Source organism: Streptomyces amakusaensis, assembly GCF_039532665.1.
GTDB lineage: Bacteria > Actinomycetota > Actinomycetes > Streptomycetales > Streptomycetaceae > Streptomyces > Streptomyces amakusaensis.
Genome location: NZ_BAAASB010000026.1, coordinates 1 through 18,787 on the forward strand (window position 1 = coordinate 1; position 18,787 = coordinate 18,787).

Sequence of the window (18,787 nt, forward strand, 5' to 3'; positions counted from 1 at the left end):
TCATCTCCACCATCTCGGTGATGTGCCCGGTCGCACGCGGCTCGCACGTCGGCGGCAGGCACCCGAGCGCGTCATAGCCGTTGTTGAAGGCCCGCTCATTCTCATAGCCGATCGACCACCAGGGGCGGTTCTGTTCCGCCGACTTCTGGATGATCTTGTCGTCGATGTCGGTGACATTGCGGATGAACGTGACCTCGTAGCCGCGGTACTCGAACCAGCGGCGCATGATGTCGAAGTTCAGCCCGGAACGGATGTGCCCGATGTGCGGGGCGGCCTGCACGGTCGCACCACAGAGGTAGATCGAGACGCAGCCCGGAATGAGCGGGGTGAAGTCACGGATCTGCCGGGCGCTGGTGTCGTACAGGCGAATGGTCACGGAACAAGGGTAGTGGCCGTATAGCAGTGCCCCGCGACCCCTGTGGATCGCGGGGCGAACTTTGTGCACCCGTACAAGTCGGCTGTGTGATCGAATACGTCGCCGACACCTCTCCGGTACGTCTCCGAGTCGCCGTCAGGGTGCCTCGATCGTTCTCAGACGCGTCCGACGATCTTGCGCGGGGTGATCCGGACGATCACCCGCTGGGCGTCCTGGGCGGAGGAGGGGTTGAATTCCGCGTACCCCTTGCCCGTGTACTTCCGGGACAGCTCGTCGATCAGCTCCGGGCCGCCCTCGGTGGTGAGGGTGGCCGCGCCGCGGATCTCGGCATAGGTGTACGGGGCGTCGAAGGGCTGCACGACCACGGTCACCCGGGGGTCGCGGCGCAGGTTCTTCTCCTTCTGCCGGCCGACGGTGGTGGAGATCAGGAGATCGTCGCCGTCCCGCTTCACCCATACCGGGGACACCTGAGGACTGCCGTCGGGCTGAATGGTCGCGATGTGCACGAAGACGGGGCCGTCGAGCAGCGTCTTCAGCTCGTCCGTGAGTGCGGCGGTCATGGTGCGGCCTTTCTGGTGGCGGGCGGGAACGATCGTTGATCGTCCGGGTAACCAGTACCCGCCGGGTGAACCACGCCACACCCGGTGAATATTTCACCCCCGGCCACATGGCGTGGCCGATCCCTCCGTACGGCTCAGCCGGCCGCTCCGGCGGGCCGTGCGGCGGTGCGGTGGACCAGCGCGGTGGCGATGGCCGCGAGGCCCTCGGCGCGGCCGGTGAGGCCCAGACCGTCCGTCGTGGTGCCCGAGACGGACACCGGGGCCCCGACGGCCCCGGACAGGGCCCGCTGGGCCTCCGCCCGGCGCTTGCCGATCTTCGGGCGCACCCCGATGACCTGGATGGCGACATTGCCGATCTCGAAGCCCTCGGCGCGGACGATCCGGGCGGCCTCGGTCAGCAGGGTGACCCCGGAGGCGCCGGACCACTCGGGGCGGTCGGTGCCGAAGTGCGCGCCGAGATCGCCGACGCCGGCGGCGGAGAAGAGGGCGTCGCAGGCCGCGTGGGCGGCCACATCGCCGTCGGAGTGGCCGGCGAGGCCGTCCTCGCCCTCCCAGAGGAGTCCGGCGCACCACAGCTCGCGGCCCGCTTCAAACGCGTGCACGTCGGTCCCGACGCCGATGAGCGGCAGCAGGGGCGGCAGCGGGGTGTCAGAAGCCGTCATTGGCCCTCCTGCGGGCGAGTACGGCCTCGGCCAGTACGAGATCGAGCGGACGGGTCACTTTGAACGCCTCCTCGTGTCCGGGCACGACCACGACGGGCTCGCCGAGCCGCTCGACCAGCCCGGCGCAGTCGGTCGCGCCCTCGCCGGACGGGCTCCGCACGCCGTGCGCGCGGACCAGGGTGGCGCGGTCGAAGCCCTGCGGGGTCTGCACGGCGCGGAGCCTGGACCGCTCGGGGGTGGCGACGACGGGCTCGGGCGCGTTCCCCGGGCCCGGCTCGACCTCTTTGACGGTGTCGGCGAGGGGCAGGGCGGGGACGACGGCCCGCGCTCCGTCCCGGACGGCCTCGATGACCGCGTCGACGGTGTCGACCGGCACCAGCGGGCGCGCGGCGTCGTGGACGAGGACGGTGGTGATGCCCTCGGGGAGGGCGTCGAGGCCGAGCCGTACCGACTCCTGGCGGTTCTCGCCGCCGGGCACGACGAGGACGTCGGTGCGGTCGGGGAGGGCGAGATCGGCGAGGAGGTTCCGTACGGAGGCGGTGTCCTCGGGCGGTGCGACGACCACGACGAGGGTGACGGCGTTGGAGGCCGCCATGGCGCGGACGGCGTGGACGAGGATGGGCGTGCCGTTGAGCGTGCGGAGCGCCTTGGGGGCGCCGGGGCCCATGCGTACGCCCCGGCCGGCGGCCGGGATCACGGCTGCGGTGCGGGACGGCTGCGATGCGTCTGTCATCGGTTGCACTCCGGCAGGTTTGTTTCCTTGGCCGACATGGGTATGGCCACAGCGTGCCGGGCGCGACGCTTTGACGGACCCTTCCGTGACCACTGGTCTGCGCCAGCCGTCCGGGCCCGGCACACCACAGGAGTCAGGTGGTGCTGCTGTGCGTGGGACACCTCGCGGGAGATCCGCGGGGTGGACACGAACATGCCGCAGCGCCCGGCGACAGTACCGTGATCAAAGATGATCATGGCACGTCAGCGGGCACCGCGGCATTGGTGCGTCGTGCGTCAGGACGCGAGGACCTCGTCGAGCAGAGCCTCGGCCTTGTCTTCGTTGGTGTTCTCCGCGAGGGCGAGCTCGCTCACCAGGATCTGGCGAGCCTTGGCGAGCATTCGCTTCTCACCTGCGGAAAGACCGCGCTCACGCTCACGGCGCCACAGGTCGCGCACGACTTCGGCGACCTTGATGACATCGCCGGACGCGAGCTTCTCAAGATTTGCCTTGTAGCGGCGGGACCAGTTCGTCGGCTCTTCGGCGTACGGCGCGCGCAGCACCTCGAAGACCCGGTCGAGCCCGTCCTGGCCGACCACATCGCGCACACCGACGAACTCCGCATTGTCCGCCGGCACACGAACCGTCAGGTCGCCCTGGGCGACCTTGAGCACCAAGTAGGTCTTGTCCACGCCTTTGATCTGGCGAGTTTCGATGGCCTCGATCAGCGCGGCCCCGTGATGGGGATAGACCACGGTGTCGCCAACCTTGAACGTCATGTGACAGGTACCCCTTCCGTGGCTATCCAGGGTAACACGGATACAGCTTCTTCTGAATGGCGTTTTCGCAGGTCAGGGCATATCTCGGGGCTTGACAACAACGACAGGATCGTGCTGCGGACGGGTTCCGGAAGGGGGTATTCGCAGGTGGGAGCGGCTGCACAAGGGAAGGGAAACGAGTGCGCCACGCCGGGCCTGAGCCGCTCAGGAGAGGGTGAACGTCCCGATTTGCCGGGTTCTCGACGGTGAACTTCCCCTACTCCGTTCGGCCGTCGGTCACCCGTACGGACGCTTCGGCCGGGAATCCGGAATTGATCAACGAAGTCACGCCGAAGGTATTCCCGGGAATGCTCTCCGGGGGACGGAATTGATCATCGGTGATATGTGAGCGGGCCCGTAAACAGCCGGCCCGGAACTTCGGCTCGATGCCCGCGGAACACCCCTGGAACACCACCCGCAACAGGGCCCCGAACGAGATCCGGAACGGGTGCCGAACGGACGGCCGAAACACCGCCGGAAGGGCCGCCGGGAAGAGTCGTGACGGGTGGGGGGAAGGCATGGGCGAGAGACCCCTGAGGCCGCTGTGGCGTGAAGGGGCGGGTCGGGTGCGACCCCGGCGCGGCGGCTCTGTAATCTGGCGGCGAACTGAGGTGATCTCGGACGGTATCGCGAACTCACGCGGGCCCGGCCGCCATTGCGCCGGTTCGACCGACCCGTCAACCGTCAGCCCGCACGTCCAAGGAGATGCCGCCGCCGTGAGCCTCCCCCAAACTCCGCCCGGGGGCGTCCTCCGCCTTCGCCGCGGCGCCCTCGCCGTGACCGCTGTCGCGCTGTCCTTCACCGCGCTGACCGCCTGTGGCGCGGGCAACAACGCGCAGTCCCTCGGCATCAAGCCGGACACCGCCGAGGCGACGGTCGACAAGATCATCATCCAGAACGCCAACGTGATCACCCAGCCGGAGGCCGGTGCCGCGGGTCCCGCGGTCGTCTCCGCGACGGTCTTCAACGGCGGCCAGGAGGACCAGACCATCGAGTCGGTCACCCTGGCGGGCGGCGCCGGCACCGTGAAGCTCGCCCCGGCCAAGGGCTCCGGCCCGATCACCGTGCCCGCGCTGGGCTCGGTCGTGATCGGCGGCAAGGGCAACGCCACCGCGGTGATCGAGGACGGCACCGCGCTGACCGCGAACATCGGCGGCGTCCAGGAGACGGTCTTCCGCCTCAGCGACACCGGCGATGTCAAGCTCAATGCCTTCGTGGTCCCCTCGACGGATTACTTCGAGGAGTTCGGCCCGAGCAGCCTGCCGACCCCGGCCGCCCCGTCTCCCGAGGCGTCCGGCTCCCCCTCGGAGGCCGCGAGCGGCGCGCCGGGCGGCGAGAAGGCCACGGACCGCCCGTCCGACGCCGCCTCCGACTCCGCTTCGGACTCCGCTTCGGACTCCGCCTCGCAGCCCGCGAGCTGACGGCCGCACTCGCGGCGCAACGCGTGACGGGTGGGCCCCGCCGGATCTTCTCCGGCGGGGCCCACCCGTTTCCGCTGTCTCCGCTGTGGGGCCCGTCCGTCCGCACGGGTGGAGGGGCCCCGGGCTCGGCTACGGCTCGAACTTGTACCCGAGGCCGCGGACCGTCACCAGATAGCGCGGCGCGCCCGGGTCGGGCTCGATCTTGGCGCGCAGCCGCTTGACGTGCACGTCCAGCGTCTTGGTGTCGCCGACGTAGTCGGCGCCCCAGACCCGGTCGATGAGCTGCATCCGGGTGAGGACGCGGCCCGCGTTGCGCAGCAGCATCTCCAGCAGGTCGAACTCCTTGAGCGGCAGATCGACCTTGCCGCCGGAGACGGTGACCACATGGCGGTCCACGTCCATCCGGACGGGGCCGGCCTCCAGGGCCGCCGGGGTGACCTCCTCCGGCTCGCCGCGGCGGCGCAGCACGGCGCGGATGCGGGCGACCAGCTCCCGCGAGGAGAAGGGCTTGGTGACGTAGTCGTCGGCCCCTATCTCCAGTCCGACGACCTTGTCGATCTCGCTGTCCTTGGCGGTCACCATGATCACCGGGACATTGGAGCGGCCGCGCAGCTGGCGACAGACCTCGGTGCCCGGCAGGCCGGGCAGCATCAGGTCGAGAAGGACGAGGTCGGCGCCGTTGCGTTCGAATTCATCGAGCCCCTCGGGGCCCGTGGTCGCGACGGCGACCTCGAAGCCTTCCTTGCGGAGCATGTAGGACAGGGCGTCGCTGAATGATTCCTCATCCTCGACGACGAGCACTCGGGTCACGGAAGGACCTCCGGGGCAGGGATGTCGGTGTGTGGATCGGTGTCGTAGGGCCGGTCGTCGTACTGCTGGTCGAGGCGATCCGGACGGCGGGTGTCGGTTCCGGTGGGGGAGCCGGCTCCGGGGTGGGGGCCGGTTTCCCGCTGAGGGCCGGTTCCGGGGTGAGGGTGAAGGTGAGGGTCGGGCACTGCGTGAGGGTGAGGATCGGTTCCGAAGCCGAAGCCGAAGGCGGCTCCGGTTCCGGTTTCGGTTTCGGTTCCGGTTCCGGTTTCGCCGCCGGTCTCCGTTCCGGATCCGCCTTCGCGGGCGGAGGCCGTACGGTCGCGGGTGGAGCCCGCTTCGGGAAGTCTGAGCGTGAAGGTGGAGCCCTGGCCCTCGGTGCTCCAGACCGTGACTTCCCCGCCGTGCGAGGCTGCCACATGTTTGACGATCGCCAGACCGAGGCCGGTTCCTCCGGTGGCGCGGGAGCGGGCGGGGTCGACCCGGTAGAACCGCTCGAAGATGCGCTCGCGGTCCTTCTCGGGTATCCCGATGCCCTGGTCGGTGACGGCGATCTCGATCAGCCCGCCGAAGCCCCCGCTCTGGCCCGCCTCGCCCCCCGGGGAGGGGAGCCTGCGGGCCGAGATGCCGACGCGGGTGCGGGCCGGCGAGTAGTTGACCGCGTTCTCCACCAGATTGCCCAGGGCGGCGGCGAGCTTGCCGCGGTTGCCCCAGATGTGCAGCCCGGAGGTGCCTCCGCTGGCCATGGTGATCTGTTTGGTGGAGGCGGGGTGCCGGGAGCGGTCGATGGCCTCGGCGACCAGCTCGTCCACCCGTACCGGCTCGGCGTCCTCCAGCGGGTCGTCGTTCTGCACCCGGGAGAGGTCGATCAGCTCCTGGACGAGATTGGTGAGCCGGGTCGCCTCGATCTGCATCCGCCCGGCGAAGCGGGAGACCGCCTCGGGGTCGTCGGACGCGTCCATGACCGCTTCCGAGAGCAGTGAGAGCGCGCCGACCGGGGTCTTCAGCTCATGGCTGACATTCGCGACGAAATCCCGCCGTACCGCTTCGATCCGCCGGGCCTCGGTGAGATCCTCGACGAGAAGGAGAACGAGACGCGAGCCGAGGGGGGCGACCCGGGCGGACACGGCGAGCGCCTCGCCGCGGCCGGTGCCGCGGCGGGGAAGATCCAGCTCGACCTGTCGTATCTCGCCGTCCCGCCGGGTGTCGCGGGCCATCTGGAGCATGGCCTCGACCGTCAGTTTTCCGCCACGGACCAGACCCAGCGCATACGCCGCGGAGCTGGCCTTGACGACGGAGTCGCTCTCGTCGAGGACGACCGCGGAGGAGCGCAGAACGGACAGCACGGTGTCCACACCCGGCGGCAGCACCGCATCGGTGTGCAGTGAGGTGCGGGTGGGTCTGCGCTGGTCACGCTCGCTCCAGCGAAACGCCAGCATGGCGATCACGCCGGTCAGCAGACCGGCGATCGCAGCCACTGCGGCGACCGCCGCGTTCACGTCCATGCTTCCAGGTTAGGCGGGCCCGCCGACATGCTCACAGCCAATCGGGTAGCCCCCCGGGGACTCGTCGCCCAGAGTTCACCGGGGGGACGGGGCCGGTTCATATGACCGGGAGGCCCCCGACGCGTTTCGGACCGACCGTGGGACCGTGGGGGTCCGAGAGCCCCATCCGGACCTCTGTTCACAAGCAGCTGAAAGGGAACTCGATGCGGGACGCGTACCACGAGGAACTGGACTCGATCGGGGAGGGCCTGGTCGAGATGGCCAGGCTGGTGGGGTCGGCCATCGGGCGCGCCACCACGGCCATGCTCGACGCCGATCTCAAGCTGGCCGAAACCGTGATCGCCGCCGACCAGAAGGTCGACGACCTCCAGCACGATCTGGAGGCACGGGCGATCGCGCTGCTGGCCCGGCAGCAGCCGGTGGCCACGGATCTGCGGATCGTGGTGACCTCGCTGCGGATGAGCGCCGACCTGGAGCGTTCGGGTGATCTGGCCCAGCATGTGGCGAAGCTCGCCCGGCTGCGCTTCCCGGACTCGGCGGTGCCCAGGGATCTCCAGGCGACGATCCTGGAGATGGGTCAGCTGGCACAGCGGCTGATGGCGAAGGCCGCCGAGGTGATCATCACCAAGGACGTCGATCTGGCGCTCCAGCTGGAGACCGACGACGACGAGATGGATCTGCTGCACCGCGCGCTCTTCCAGCATCTGATGGACGACCGCTGGAAGCACGGCATCGAGACTGCGGTCGATGTGACGCTGCTCGGCCGCTACTACGAGCGGTTCGCCGACCACGCGGTGTCGGTGGCGAAGCGGGTGGTCTACCTGGTCACCGGCGAGCACGCGGACGAGCTTCAGGCGACGCTCCCGGTGGAGGGCGCGTAGTCCCCGCACTCGGGGACCGGGGCTGTGCCTCCGCGCGCTGTTGATGCGCCCGCGCCGGCGGGCGTCCAATGGCGGGGGCGGCCGTTCGCGCCCGCCCGGCACAGCCATGCCCCGTACACCGTGCGGGCGGCTCTCGTGCTCGCCGTCGAGGCCGACCGTACGGCTCTGTGCGGACATGTTTCGTACGTCCTGTACGGCTCGTACGCTCATGAGGAGGGCCCATGGCCGACTTCCCCACATCAGATCCCCGGCAGGAGAACCCCACCGAGGTGGGACGACTCTCCACCCTCGCCGCCTGCGGCTGCGGCTCGGGCTGCGGCTGCGGCTGCCAGTCCGGCGGGTCGTGCCAGTGCGGCGGCGGCTGCGGCTGATCGCGGCGGCACGCCCGGGGAGGGCCCCGGCCGCACCGGATCGTCTCGGTACGGCCGGGGTCCGGTCCTTCGGGCCGAAAATACCTTGCGGTTCCCCCGCCCCGGAATCGAAGATCATTTCGAAATCCGGCACAGGATCCAGGGGGGATCATGAACTTCGCTCACCGCGCCGTCGCCTCGGCACTGTCCGCGGCCGCGCTCTCGCTCACGCTGGGAGCGCTCCCGGCGAACGCCGCCGAGGCGGACAACGCCACCACCACCGGCACCGGCACCGCCACCGAGGCTCCGCCGAGCCGTAAGGGTTACTGGCCGCTGGAATCCGCGTCCGGCGGTCTCTCGCCCAATACGCAGGCCGGCGCTCAGCCCCTGGCGCTGCACGGCGACTCCTCGATCCGCTGGTCCGACGGCCTCTGGGACACGCCCGCCCTGGTCGGCGGCGGAGAGCTGCGGCTCGACGGCGTGGGCGACTGGGCCCAGACGGCCACGGCTCCCGTGAGCGGGGACGGAAGCTTCACGATCGCCGCCCGTGCCCTGCTGAACACCGCCGACGGGCGGACCCAGACGGTCCTCTCCCTCCCCGGCGCGGGTGCCGACCGGATCGCCGTCCGGTACCAGCCCGCCAACGGCCGCTGGGAAGCCGTCGTGGCCACCGAGGACCGGCCGGACGCCCCCCGTGTGGTCGTCAGCGACGACCAGCGGCTGCCCAGCACCGACCCCAACGGCTCCGGCGACCACCTCGCCGTGGTCTTCGACGCCCCCACCGGCGAACTGCGCCTCCATGTCAACGGACAGCGGGCGGCGACGTCGACCGCCGCCGACACCACCTCGTGGCAGGCGACGGGCGGCCTCCAGGTGGGCCGCTCGGCGGTCGCCGCCGGCGGGGAGCACTTCGCCGGTGCGGTCGACGAGGTCCGCGCGTACTCCGGAGCCCTCAGCGCCACGGCGATCCAGCAGCTCTCGGCACTGACCGCGCTGCCCGAGCTGTAAGCGCCCCGGGACCCTTGAGGCCGGCACGCGGCAGCGCCTGACGGCCCACGGGCGGTCCAGGGAAACCATCAAGCCCCCTGCCGGCGGAGAATCCGCCGGCAGGGGGCTTGATCAAGCTTGGAACTACTTCTTGCCCTGGTTCTTCACGGCCTCGATCGCCGCGGCGGCCGCGTCGGGGTCGAGGTAGGTGCCGCCCGGCTTGAGCGGCTTGAAGTCGGCGTCCAGCTCGTACACCAGCGGGATGCCGGTCGGGATGTTCAGACCGGCGATGTCCTCGTCGGAGACGCCGTCGAGGTGCTTGACCAGCGCGCGCAGCGAGTTGCCGTGGGCGGCGACCAGGACCGTGCGGCCGGCCAGCAGGTCCGGGACGATGCCGTCGTACCAGTAGGGCAGCATCCGGACGACGACGTCCTTCAGGCACTCGGTGCGCGGGCGCAGCTCCGGGGGGATGGTGGCGTAACGGGCGTCGTCGCTCTGCGAGAACTCGGTGCCGTCCTCAAGGGCGGGCGGCGGGGTGTCGTAGGAACGGCGCCAGAGCATGAACTGCTCCTCGCCGAACTCGGCGAGCGTCTGGGCCTTGTCCTTGCCCTGGAGCGCGCCGTAGTGGCGCTCGTTGAGCCGCCAGGAGCGGTGCACGGGGACCCAGTGGCGGTCCGCGGCCTCCAGCGAGAGCTGGGCGGTGCGGATCGCGCGCTTCTGGAGCGAGGTGTGCAGTACGTCGGGGAGCAGGCCGGCGTCCTTCAGCAGCTCACCGCCGCGGACCGCCTCCTTCTCGCCCTTCTCCGTGAGGTTGACGTCCACCCAGCCGGTGAACAGGTTCTTGGCGTTCCACTCGCTCTCGCCGTGGCGGAGGAGGATCAGCTTGTACGGTGCGTCGGCCATGTGTCCGAGCCTAATGGACGGGTGTGCGGCTCTTCCTCCTCGGTCCGCGCGTCGGACGAGTCGGGGTGATCCACGGCGTTCGGCCTGGCGGGCGGCGACGTTTGACGGTCCACGTCAATTGACTGGCCGCCGGGGCGGCCGGGTAAGTAACGTTCGACCCGCCGAAGCGCCACTTACATTGCCATCTGCCGAAGGTCCTGGGGGGATCCATGTCCACAGCCGGTCTGCTCGCCGGTGCGCGCCGCGCCGTCTCGGAGAGCGTGTCGGGGCTTCCCCGGGAGTTCTGGTGGCTGTGGACGAGCACCCTGGTCAATCGGCTCGGGGGGTTCGTCGCCACCTTTCTGGTGCTGTACCTCACCTCCGACCGGGGGCACTCGGCCGCGTACGCCGGACTGGTCGTCTCGCTGTACGGGCTGGGCGGGGTGGTCGCCTCGCTCGCCGGCGGGGTGATGGCCGACCGGCTGGGGCGGCGGCCCACGCTGCTGATCTCCCAGGTGGCCACCGCGCTGTCCGTGGCGGCGCTGGGCTTTGTCCACCATCCGGTCGCGATCGCGGCCGTGGCGTGTCTGGTGGGCGCGGCGAGCAATGCCTCCCGGCCGGCCGTGCAGGCGATGATGGCGGACATCGTGCCGCCGAAGGACCGGGTGCGGGCGTTCTCGCTGAACTACTGGGCGATCAATCTGGGCTTCGCGATCTCCGCGGTGGCGGCGGGCTTCATCGCCGAGTACAGCTATCTGGCGGGCTTCCTCGGCGAGGCCGCGATGACGCTGGCCTGCGCGATTCTGATCTTCGTGAAGCTGCCGGAGTCGCGGCCGGAGCGCCCGGCGGCCGGCGGGGCGGCGGAGCCGGCGGTCGGGCTGATGACCGTGGTGCGCGACGGGCGGTTCATGGGCGTCGTCGGGCTGTCGTTCCTGATCGCGCTGATCTTCATGCAGGGTCATATCGGGGTGCCGCTGGCGATGGGCCAGGACGGGCTCTCGGCCTCCGACTACGGCACGGTGATGGCGCTCAACGGGGTGCTGATCGTGGCGCTCCAGATCCCGGTGACCCGGTTCATCGAGCACCGCGATCCGCGCAGGCTGCTGATCCTCTCCTCGGTGCTGGCGGGGTACGGCTTCGGGCTGACCGCGTTCGCCGGGTCGATCGGGCTGTACGCGCTGACGGTGGTCGTGTGGACGCTGGCCGAGATCGTCAACGCGCCGACGCAGACCGGTCTGGTGGTCCGTCTCTCGCCGGTGCACGGCCGGGGGCGTTACCAGGGGATGTACACGATGACCTGGTCGGTGGCGATGCTGGTCGCCCCGCTGGTGGCGGGTGTGGTGATCGACCGGTTCGGGGCGGACTGGCTGTGGGGGATGTGCGCGGTGCTGGGGTCGGTCGCGGGGCTCGGGTACTGGGCGCTGATGCGCAATCTCCCCCAGGACGTGGTGGAGGAGCCCGTCGTGGCGGAGAAGCCGGTGGAGCCGGTGGAGCTGGTGGAGCCGGTGGAGCCCGCGCTTGTCACGGAGGCGGCGCGCAAGGTCTGAGCGGGCTCGGGCCGGGCGGGGGCGCCGGGGTCAGGTCTTGCTGCCCTGAGCGTCGAACAGCCGCTTGACGGCGGTGTCGAAGTACGGGGTCCGGTTCCAGCCGTCGCGGTTGCGGGTGCTCATCACGCCGTTCTGCCGGCCGAGCCCCTTGGCCTCGTCGTACTCCCGGAGCCAGGGGCCGCCGCTGGCCCCGCTGCCGAAGTCGCACCGCAATTCGCTGTAGGACGCTCCGGCGGCGCGGGTCTTGCCCCGGCAGACGCGCTGGGACTTGCCCTTGCCGTGGTTCCCCGGATATCCGAAGACGGTCGTCGCCTGCCTCTGGCTGAAGTTCCAGCTGAGTCCGTGGCCGCCGGTGACATTCACGAGCTTCTTGTTGTTGAGCGGCCAGGTGGTCACCATGGCCACGTCCCGTGCCAGATCGCTGTGGTCGGTCCAGCCGCTGAAGGAGCGGAAATGCTTGGCCGCGAAGGTTCCGAACGGCCGGGCCCCGTCGCGATAGCGGGGGACGTACGTCCAATTCCGCATCCACCGGCCCGCGGTGCCTTTGGAGCCGCCGGTGTTGACGCAGTGCCCGGCGGTGACCACCATCTGCTTCGACGGGCTGTTGAGGGCCGCCGCCGAGCAGACGTAATTCTTGCCGTTGACCGGGTTCTTGAAGAACACCTTGCCGACCGACGCCGTGTCCGCGATACGGGCGGCCCGCCCGCCGGGCCGTGTCGCGGTCGGCGAGGCGGCCGGGGTGCTCCCGGGCCTGCCCGTGGGGCCCGCCGCGCGAGTGGCTGGTCCGGTGGGCGGCGCGGGAAGGAGGTTGTCCGCCGGAATGGCACGCGCCATGCGCTCGGCGGTCCAGTACTTCCCGGCTTCGAGCGCCTCGGCGCGGGAGTCGACGTCTTCGCCGTTCGACAGTTCGGGAGTCGCGCCGACGATGGACGAGCCGTCGCCGGACGAGGCGTCACCCGCGCCCGCACCTACGGGCGGTATACCGCCGACGGGTTCGGCGACCGCGAGTCGGCCCGGTCCCAGAACCAGGGTCGTGACGACGAACGAGGAGAGAAGAGCACGTCTCATGGGGCGCAAGGGGGCATCCTTTTCCGGGGTGTTGCCGAGATGCCACATCGTCCACCGAAGCGGCCGGGACAGACAGCGCGAGCGGGGCACGGATGAGCCGCGCGCCGGGAGCGGGGAATCCCGAGCCGGCCTCTGTCCAGCGGTATTGGCCTGTGAATCGGGTACGCGGAGCGCCATAAGCGGACGGACCGCTCGGGAAAGAGATGTGGTGCAGGTCACCCTTGAAAGGGAGGGCTTCGGAATTCAGGAGTCGGCGGTCACCCGGGTGCCGGGGTGCGCCAGCGCGCAGAGGAACGCGACCGCCAGGGCGATCGCCATTCCGTAGAACACCCACTGGTTGGCCTCGGCGAAGTCCATCCGCACCGCGTGCCCCGTCTGCCCCAGCGCGGCGGTCACCGAACCGTCGCCGGTCCCCCGTCCGTCGCCGTGGCCCGCCACCGACTGGGCGATGCCGTGGGCGGCGCGGCGGGCCTCCTCCCGGGACATGCCGTCCGCGTGGAGGGTGGCGGCCACCTTGTCGACGGTGACATGGCTGAGCACCGTCCCGTACACCGCGAGCCCCACCGCCGCCGCGTAGTTGCGCGCCGTCTGGGTGATGCCGGTGACCTCTCCGTACGAGGCGTCGATCGCCCGGTTGACCGAGTCCGTCGAGGCGGGCGCGAGCAGCAGGCCGATGCCCGCGCCCGACAGGACCACATAGGGCCACTGCGCGGCGTACGAGAGGTCCGTCAGTTTGGCCGCCCACAGGGCGAATCCGGCCGTGCCGATCGCCGTGCCCAGCAGCATCGGCGGCCGGGCCCCCCGTTTGTCGAGCATCCGGCCGCCGAGCTGGGAGGCGACGACGAAGCCGAGGAAGAAGTAGAGGAGGTAGAGAGCGGCCTCGTTCGGCGACTTCCGGAGCGAGACCTGCGCGTACACCGAGGCGAAGAAGAACAGCGGGACGAAGGCGAGCATCCCGAAGAACAGCACCGCCGTGTCGACGCTGAAGGCCCGGTCGCGGAAGACCCTCAGCTTGATCAGCGGATGCTCCGGCACCCGCAGCTCGTAGACGCAGAAGACGGCCAGCAGCAGCAGTCCGCCGAGGATGCAGCCCCAGGTGGCGGCGGAGCCCCAGCCCCAGCCGGCGGCCTGCTGGAGGCCCAGCACGCTCAGGCCCATGCCGGCCGCGATGAGGACCGCTCCCCGCAGGTCGAGGCGTTCCTCGCGCGGGGTGTTGGGGATCCGGGCGAGCACCGTGAGGACGATGGCGATCACGGCCACCGGCACGTTCACCCAGAAGATGGCGCGCCAGGTCCACGCGGTGAGCCAGCCGCCGAGCAGTGGGCCGATCGCGGTGAGGCCGCCGGAGACGCCGAAGAAGAGCGCGATCGCGCGGCCCCGGCGCTCCACGGGGAAGACCGCGGTGACCACGGCGAGCGCGGCGGGGAACAGCAGGGCGGCCCCCACGCCCTGGACGGCGCGGAAGATGATCATCCAGCTCTGGGCGAAGCCGGTCGCCGGGACACAGCCGCAGAGCACCGAGGCGATGACGAAGATCAGGGTGCCGATCAGCACCATCCGGCGGTGGCCGTGGATGTCGGCCAGCCGGCCGCCGAGCGCGAAGCAGACCGCGAGGGCGAGCAGATAGGAGTTGACCACCCAGCGCATGCCGGAGGCGGTGAGTCCCAGTTCGTCGGTGATGTCCGGGGCGGCGATGGCGACGATGGTCTGATCGATGAAGGTCATCGCGACGGCGAACATCATCGCGGCGAGCGCGAGGGTCTGGTTGGCGGAGCCCGCGGGCCCGGGACGCGTCCCCCCGGCGGGAGGAGGCGCGGCGGGGCCGGCACCCGCCCGATCCCCGGTTTCACCCTTTTTGTCGCGCATGGGCAGGATTCTGCCCCGGGGTGGGGTCCCCCGCACCCAGAGCCGGGCGGGCCCTGGGGGGCGGGAGGGGCCGGCCGGGCGACGGGAGGGGTCAGCCGGGCTCGGAGTCGCGGGCCGCGCCGGTCAGATGGGTGAACGCGTCCAGGTTCCTGGTGGACTCCCCGCGCGAGACCCGCCAGTCGTACTCGCGGCGGATGGCCCCGGCGAAGCCCAGCTCCAGCAGAGTGTTGAACGCCCCGTCAGAGGCCTCCAGCACCGACCCCAGCAGCCGGTCCACCTCGTCCGGCGTGATCACCGAGAGCGGGAGCCGGCCGGTCAGATAGATGTCGCCGAGGTGATCGATGCCGTAACTCACCCCGTACAGCCGCAGATTCCGCTCCAGCAGCCAGCGGTGGACCGCCGGGTCGTTCTCGTCGGGGTGGCGGATGACGAAGGCGTTGACGGAGAGGGAGTGCTTGCCGACGCGCAGGGAGCAGGTGGTGGCGAGCTTGCGGGTGCCGGGGAGGGTGACCACGAAGGTGCCCGGCTCCGGGCTCTCCCAGCCGAGATCGGCGTCCGCCAGGGCGCGCTCGATGATTTCCGTGGGCCGCCGCGCGTCAGACATGGTGCGAGCGTACCCGGCGGCGGTGTTCGTGGGTCGCCGCCGTGTAGACGTCCGCCGTGGCCGCGGCGGCGGTGTCCCAGCCGAAGGATTCGGCGTGCCGGGCCGCCTCCGCGCCCATCCGGGCGGTGCGCGGGGGGTGGGCGAGCAGCCGGTGCAGCGCCGTCGCGTAGTCGCCGGGGTCGTGGCCGTCGACGAGGATTCCGGTCTCCCCGTCGCGCACGGCGACCGGGAGCCCGCCGACACGCGCGGCGACCACCGGGGTGCCCGCCGCCTGGGCCTCGATCGCCACCAGACCGAAGGATTCGCTGTACGAGGGCATCACCAGCGCGGACGCGGCGCGGAACCAGTCCGCGAGCGCCTCCTGACGGACCGGCGGATGGAAGTGGACGACATCGGCGATGCCGAGGCCCGCCGCCAGTTTCTGGAGGCCCTCGGGCTTGGCGAGACCGCTGCCGCTGGGGCCGCCGACGACGGGGACATGGAGCAGGGGGCGCAGCGAGGGGTCCCGCTCCAGCAGCCGGGCGACCGCGCGGAGCAGGATGTCGGGGGCCTTCAGCGGCTGTATCCGGCCGGCGAAGAGGGGGACGAAGGCGTCCTGCGGCACTCCGAGGCGGGCGCGGGCGGCGGCCCGGCCGTCCGCGGGGCGGAAGCGGTCGAGGTTCACCCCGGGGTGGACGACGGCGACCTTCGCCGGGTCCGCCGCGTAGAAGCGGACCAGCTCGTCGGCCTCCTCGGCGGTGTTCGCGATCAGCCGGTCGGCGGCGTTGACGATCTGGGTCTCGCCGATGACCCGGGAGGCCGGTTCCGGGGTGTCGCCGTCGGCCAGGGAGGCGTTCTTGACCTTGGCCATGGTGTGCATGGCGTGGACGAGGGGGACTCCCCAGCGCTCGGCGGCGAGCCAGCCCACATGGCCGGAGAGCCAGTAGTGGGAGTGGACGAGGTCGTAGTGGCCGGGGCGGTGGTGGGCCCAGGCGCGCATCACGCCGTGGGTGAAGGCGCAGAGCTGGCCGGGCAGGTCTTCCTTGGCGAGGCCCTCGTAGGGGCCGGCGTCGACATGGCGTACGAGCACGCCGGGCGCGAGTTCCACGGAGGGGGGCAGGCCGCCGGCGGTGGCCCGGGTGAAGATCTCCACCTCGATGTTGATGGCGGCGAGCCGTCTGGCCAGCTCGACTATGTAGACGTTCATCCCGCCCGCGTCGCCGGTGCCCGGCTGGTGCAGCGGGGAGGTGTGCACGCTGAGCATCGCGATACGGCGCGGTCTGCGGTGCCCGCCGGGGAATCTGATCCGGGGGGGCAGGAAGCCGCTGCCGAGGCGGGAGACGTACTGGCTCACGTCGTCGTTCCTCCTCGTTCCGGCATGGGCAGAGCCGGGTTTCCACGGCCCTCAACAGCGGAGCCTTCCCTTCCATTTCCCGGGCTCCGGCACTTTGCCAAATCATTACGAACGGGGGGCGCGATTGGTTCCCCGGGCGGGCCGCTCGGGACAGGCCTCCGCCGGGCCGGGGCAGGCCTCCGCCGGGCCGGACGGAGGGGGCGCGGGCGGGCCCGGTCCGGCCGTTTAGGCTCATTTCCATGAGCACCCGCCCCGTAGGCACCCCCACCCGCGGGACGACCAACCCCAACCGGCTGCGCCGGATGGACCGCTGGATCGCCGCCGCCCACGGCCCCGAGCTGCGCCGCGCCGCCCGGCCGCTCGCCGTCGACCTCGGCTACGGCTCGGCCCCCTGGACCACCCTGGAGCTGCTGCGACGACTGCGCACCGCGGACCCGCGCTGCGAGGTCGTCGGAATCGAGATCGACCCCGCGCGGGTCGCCGCGGCCGAGCCGTACGCCGTCGAGGGGCTGAGCTTCCGCCACGGCGGCTTCGAGCTTCCCGTGCCGGAGCCGCCGTTGCTGATCCGCGCGGCGAATGTGCTCAGACAGTACGAGGAGGGCGAGGTCGCGGCCGTCTGGGCGCGGCTGTGCGGGCGGCTCGCGCCGGGCGGACTGCTGGTCGAGGGCACCTGCGACGAGATCGGCCGGCGGCACGTATGGGTGGCGCTGGGGCCCGAGGGCCCGCGCACGGTGACCTTCGCGACCCGGCTGGGCTCCCTGGACCGCCCGTCCGACCTGGCGGAACGGCTCCCGAAGGCGCTGATCCACCGCAATGTGCCGGGTGAGCCGGTCCATGCATTTCTGCGGGACTTCGACCGGGCGTGGGCGGCGGCGGCGCCGTACGCCTCGCTGGGGGCGCGGCAGCGCTGGATGCGGGCGGTGCGCGAGCTGGGGAGGGACTGGCCGCTGAGGGACGGCCCGAAGCGGTGGCGGCAGGGCGAGGTCACCGTGGACTGGGCGGCGCTGGCTCCCTCGAACGAGTGAACGTATGTACGAATGGGGAACGCTCGGGACCCGCTGTTCGTCACCGGTGCGTGGGAGTCGACGCGGGGGCCGTCCACCGGTGGCCCTCTGTCGCTCCGGGGGCCGCCGTGGCACCATCACGGCAGCGCCCGTAAGTTACTGACGGTAAATCAGTTGGTCATCGGAGGGGGAGTCGTGAACCGACGCCGCTGTGCCATCGCCGCGCTCACCGTGCTCTGCGCACTCGCCGTGCCGGCGTCGTCGGGCATGGCGTCCGCCTCCCCCCTCTCCCCCCGCACGGCGGGGGCCCCGGCCGCGCCCCTCCTCCCCCGGGCCCCGGAGCCGCCGGACCGCGCCGGGGAGAGCGCCGAGGACTCCCTGGACAGGGTGCGGGTGGAGATCGAGGGCCTCTACCACCAGGCGGTGTCCGCGACCGACGCGTACAACCTCGCCGAGGAGGAGGCGGAGCGGCAGTCCGCCGAGATCACCGCGCTCGCCCAGCGGACGGCCGACGGCCAGAAGCGCATCCAGGAGCTGAAGGACCGGGCGGGGGCCACCGCCCGCGCGCAGTACCGGGGCGGCGGCCTGCCCGCCGAGGCGCAGCTGGTCCTCACCGACGACCCCCGTCTCTTCCTGGACGGCGTCGACCGCGTCAAGCAGGGCATGAAGGCCACCAAGGACCTCCTCCGCGATCTGGAGAGGGCCCAGTCCGAGCTGAAGACCTACGCCCATGACGCCGGGGCCCGGTGGAGAGCGCTGGAGGCCACCCGCGTCACGCGGGACAAGGCCAAGAAGGAGATCACCGAGAAGATCGCCGCGGCGGAGAAGATGGAGCGGCGGCTGGAGAAGAAGGAGCGCGCCCGGCTGCTGGAGCTGGAGCGGGAGGCGGCCGAGAAGGCGCAGGCGCGGTGGCTGGAGTCCCGCGAGCGCGAGCGGGCGGCAGCCGCCGGGACGGCGGACAGCCCCACCGCGGGCGGCGACACCTCGGGGGACACGTCCGGGGAGACGGCCGACGGATGGGACGGCGGCGCGAGCGGCCAGGGCGCCAAGGCCGTGAAGTTCGCCTCGGCCCAGCTGGGCAAGCCCTACGGCTGGGGGGACGAGGGCCCCGGATCCTACGACTGCTCCGGGCTGACCTCGCAGGCCTGGGCCTCGGCCGGGCGGACCATACCGCGCACCTCGCAGCAGCAGTGGCGACAGCTGCCCAGGGTGACGGTCGAGGACATGCGCCCCGGCGACCTGATCATCTACCACGCGGACGCGAGCCATGTCGGCATGTACATAGGCGACGGATCGATCGTGCACGCCCCCCGGCCCGGCCGGAACGTCAGCGTCGCGGGCGCGGGCTCCATGAAGATCCTCGGAGTGGTGCGCCCCGACAAGTGACCGGGACGGTCCCGACCG

General features: G+C 71.3%; 18 protein-coding genes and 1 pseudogene. 7 read left to right on the forward strand and 12 right to left on the reverse strand.

Annotation, left to right across the window (positions count from 1 at the left end; translation table 11 throughout):
- The 5 genes from ABD371_RS31725 to ABD371_RS31745 all read right to left on the reverse strand — a co-directional run.
- Positions 1–376, reverse strand: a 376-nt coding sequence (locus ABD371_RS31725) for a class I tRNA ligase family protein (protein ID WP_344484728.1), incomplete at its 3' end; no start/stop codon positions are given.
- Between the two features lie 155 nt (positions 377–531).
- The gene (locus tag ABD371_RS31730) at positions 532–936 is read right to left on the reverse strand and encodes a PPOX class F420-dependent oxidoreductase (protein WP_344484731.1); all 405 of its coding nucleotides are present in this window, start codon (positions 934–936) and stop codon (positions 532–534) included.
- A gap of 134 nt (positions 937–1,070) precedes the next feature.
- Complete coding sequence (gene ispF, locus ABD371_RS31735) at positions 1,071–1,598, reverse strand: 2-C-methyl-D-erythritol 2,4-cyclodiphosphate synthase (protein ID WP_344484734.1); 528 nt, start codon at positions 1,596–1,598, stop codon at positions 1,071–1,073.
- The gene (gene ispD / locus ABD371_RS31740; protein ID WP_344484738.1) at positions 1,585–2,331 is read right to left on the reverse strand and encodes a 2-C-methyl-D-erythritol 4-phosphate cytidylyltransferase; all 747 of its coding nucleotides are present in this window, start codon (positions 2,329–2,331) and stop codon (positions 1,585–1,587) included. Before ispD ends, ispF begins: the two co-directional genes overlap by 14 nt.
- 275 nt (positions 2,332–2,606) lie before the next feature.
- The gene (locus tag ABD371_RS31745; protein WP_003953493.1) at positions 2,607–3,089 is read right to left on the reverse strand and encodes a CarD family transcriptional regulator; all 483 of its coding nucleotides are present in this window, start codon (positions 3,087–3,089) and stop codon (positions 2,607–2,609) included.
- 755 nt (positions 3,090–3,844) lie between these two features.
- Between ABD371_RS31745 and ABD371_RS31750 the strand changes: the two genes are divergently transcribed.
- Entirely contained in the window at positions 3,845–4,549 is a 705-nt protein-coding gene (locus ABD371_RS31750; protein WP_344484741.1) for a DUF461 domain-containing protein, read from the forward strand.
- 129 nt (positions 4,550–4,678) lie between these two features.
- On the opposite strand, the gene phoP is transcribed toward ABD371_RS31750, so the two are convergent.
- Together phoP and phoR are read right to left on the reverse strand one after the other, a co-directional pair.
- Positions 4,679–5,350, reverse strand: coding sequence for a two-component system response regulator PhoP (gene phoP, locus ABD371_RS31755; RefSeq protein WP_020610279.1), 672 nt, complete (start codon positions 5,348–5,350; stop codon positions 4,679–4,681).
- A 313-nt stretch (positions 5,351–5,663) separates the two neighbouring features.
- Positions 5,664–6,861 (reverse strand): annotated as a pseudogene (phoR, locus tag ABD371_RS31760) (two-component system sensor histidine kinase PhoR); the annotation flags it as partial.
- A 203-nt stretch (positions 6,862–7,064) separates the two neighbouring features.
- On the opposite strand from phoR, the gene phoU reads away from it, so the two are divergent.
- The 3 genes from phoU to ABD371_RS31775 all read left to right on the forward strand — a co-directional run bounded on the left by phoU (position 7,065) and on the right by ABD371_RS31775 (position 9,100).
- Positions 7,065–7,742, forward strand: a complete 678-nt coding sequence (gene phoU / locus ABD371_RS31765) for a phosphate signaling complex protein PhoU (protein WP_344484753.1) — start codon at positions 7,065–7,067, stop codon at positions 7,740–7,742.
- Between the two features lie 221 nt (positions 7,743–7,963).
- Entirely contained in the window at positions 7,964–8,113 is a 150-nt protein-coding gene (locus ABD371_RS31770) for a hypothetical protein (RefSeq protein WP_344484756.1), read from the forward strand.
- A 150-nt stretch (positions 8,114–8,263) separates the two neighbouring features.
- Entirely contained in the window at positions 8,264–9,100 is an 837-nt protein-coding gene (locus tag ABD371_RS31775) for a LamG domain-containing protein (RefSeq protein WP_344484759.1), read from the forward strand.
- A gap of 123 nt (positions 9,101–9,223) precedes the next feature.
- Here ABD371_RS31775 and ABD371_RS31780 read toward each other — a convergent pair whose 3' ends face one another.
- Positions 9,224–9,982, reverse strand: coding sequence for a phosphoglyceromutase (locus ABD371_RS31780; RefSeq protein WP_344484762.1), 759 nt, complete (start codon positions 9,980–9,982; stop codon positions 9,224–9,226).
- A 209-nt stretch (positions 9,983–10,191) separates the two neighbouring features.
- Between ABD371_RS31780 and ABD371_RS31785 the strand changes: the two genes are divergently transcribed.
- Positions 10,192–11,508, forward strand: a complete 1,317-nt coding sequence (locus ABD371_RS31785) for an MDR family MFS transporter (RefSeq protein ID WP_344484765.1) — start codon at positions 10,192–10,194, stop codon at positions 11,506–11,508.
- 30 nt (positions 11,509–11,538) lie between these two features.
- Here ABD371_RS31785 and ABD371_RS31790 read toward each other — a convergent pair whose 3' ends face one another.
- The 4 genes from ABD371_RS31790 to mshA all read right to left on the reverse strand — a co-directional run bounded on the left by ABD371_RS31790 (position 11,539) and on the right by mshA (position 16,379).
- On the reverse strand, positions 11,539–12,576 hold the full coding sequence (locus tag ABD371_RS31790; RefSeq protein WP_344484768.1) for a trypsin-like serine peptidase: 1,038 nt from the start codon (positions 12,574–12,576) through the stop codon (positions 11,539–11,541).
- Between the two features lie 243 nt (positions 12,577–12,819).
- Positions 12,820–14,442, reverse strand: a complete 1,623-nt coding sequence (locus ABD371_RS31795; protein ID WP_381735247.1) for an MFS transporter — start codon at positions 14,440–14,442, stop codon at positions 12,820–12,822.
- A 91-nt stretch (positions 14,443–14,533) separates the two neighbouring features.
- Positions 14,534–15,046, reverse strand: a complete 513-nt coding sequence (locus ABD371_RS31800; protein ID WP_344484771.1) for a type III secretion system chaperone family protein — start codon at positions 15,044–15,046, stop codon at positions 14,534–14,536.
- A complete protein-coding gene (gene mshA / locus ABD371_RS31805) occupies positions 15,039–16,379 on the reverse strand; it encodes a D-inositol-3-phosphate glycosyltransferase (protein ID WP_344484774.1) in 1,341 nt (446 codons plus the stop codon). Before mshA ends, ABD371_RS31800 begins: the two co-directional genes overlap by 8 nt.
- Positions 16,380–16,618: 239 nt before the next feature.
- Here mshA and ABD371_RS31810 point away from each other — a divergent pair, with 239 nt between their 5' ends.
- On the forward strand, positions 16,619–17,404 hold the full coding sequence (locus ABD371_RS31810) for a class I SAM-dependent methyltransferase (protein WP_344484777.1): 786 nt from the start codon (positions 16,619–16,621) through the stop codon (positions 17,402–17,404).
- Between the two features lie 174 nt (positions 17,405–17,578).
- Positions 17,579–18,769 (forward strand): C40 family peptidase, encoded by a 1,191-nt coding sequence (locus ABD371_RS31815; RefSeq protein WP_344484780.1) that lies wholly within the window; start codon positions 17,579–17,581, stop codon positions 18,767–18,769.
- Positions 18,770–18,787: the final 18 nt, after the last annotated feature.

Coding starts and splice junctions, on each gene's coding strand:
- ABD371_RS31730 (WP_344484731.1), bottom strand. CDS start 936: ATGACCGCCGCACTCACGGACGAGCTGAAGACGCTGCTCGACGGCCCC.
- ispF (WP_344484734.1), bottom strand. CDS start 1,598: ATGACGGCTTCTGACACCCCGCTGCCGCCCCTGCTGCCGCTCATCGGC.
- ispD (WP_344484738.1), bottom strand. CDS start 2,331: ATGACAGACGCATCGCAGCCGTCCCGCACCGCAGCCGTGATCCCGGCC.
- ABD371_RS31745 (WP_003953493.1), bottom strand. CDS start 3,089: ATGACGTTCAAGGTTGGCGACACCGTGGTCTATCCCCATCACGGGGCC.
- phoU (WP_344484753.1), top strand. CDS start 7,065: ATGCGGGACGCGTACCACGAGGAACTGGACTCGATCGGGGAGGGCCTG.
- ABD371_RS31770 (WP_344484756.1), top strand. CDS start 7,964: ATGGCCGACTTCCCCACATCAGATCCCCGGCAGGAGAACCCCACCGAG.
- ABD371_RS31775 (WP_344484759.1), top strand. CDS start 8,264: ATGAACTTCGCTCACCGCGCCGTCGCCTCGGCACTGTCCGCGGCCGCG.
- ABD371_RS31780 (WP_344484762.1), bottom strand. CDS start 9,982: ATGGCCGACGCACCGTACAAGCTGATCCTCCTCCGCCACGGCGAGAGC.
- ABD371_RS31785 (WP_344484765.1), top strand. CDS start 10,192: ATGTCCACAGCCGGTCTGCTCGCCGGTGCGCGCCGCGCCGTCTCGGAG.
- ABD371_RS31790 (WP_344484768.1), bottom strand. CDS start 12,576: ATGAGACGTGCTCTTCTCTCCTCGTTCGTCGTCACGACCCTGGTTCTG.
- ABD371_RS31795 (WP_381735247.1), bottom strand. CDS start 14,442: ATGCGCGACAAAAAGGGTGAAACCGGGGATCGGGCGGGTGCCGGCCCC.
- ABD371_RS31800 (WP_344484771.1), bottom strand. CDS start 15,046: ATGTCTGACGCGCGGCGGCCCACGGAAATCATCGAGCGCGCCCTGGCG.
- ABD371_RS31810 (WP_344484777.1), top strand. CDS start 16,619: ATGAGCACCCGCCCCGTAGGCACCCCCACCCGCGGGACGACCAACCCC.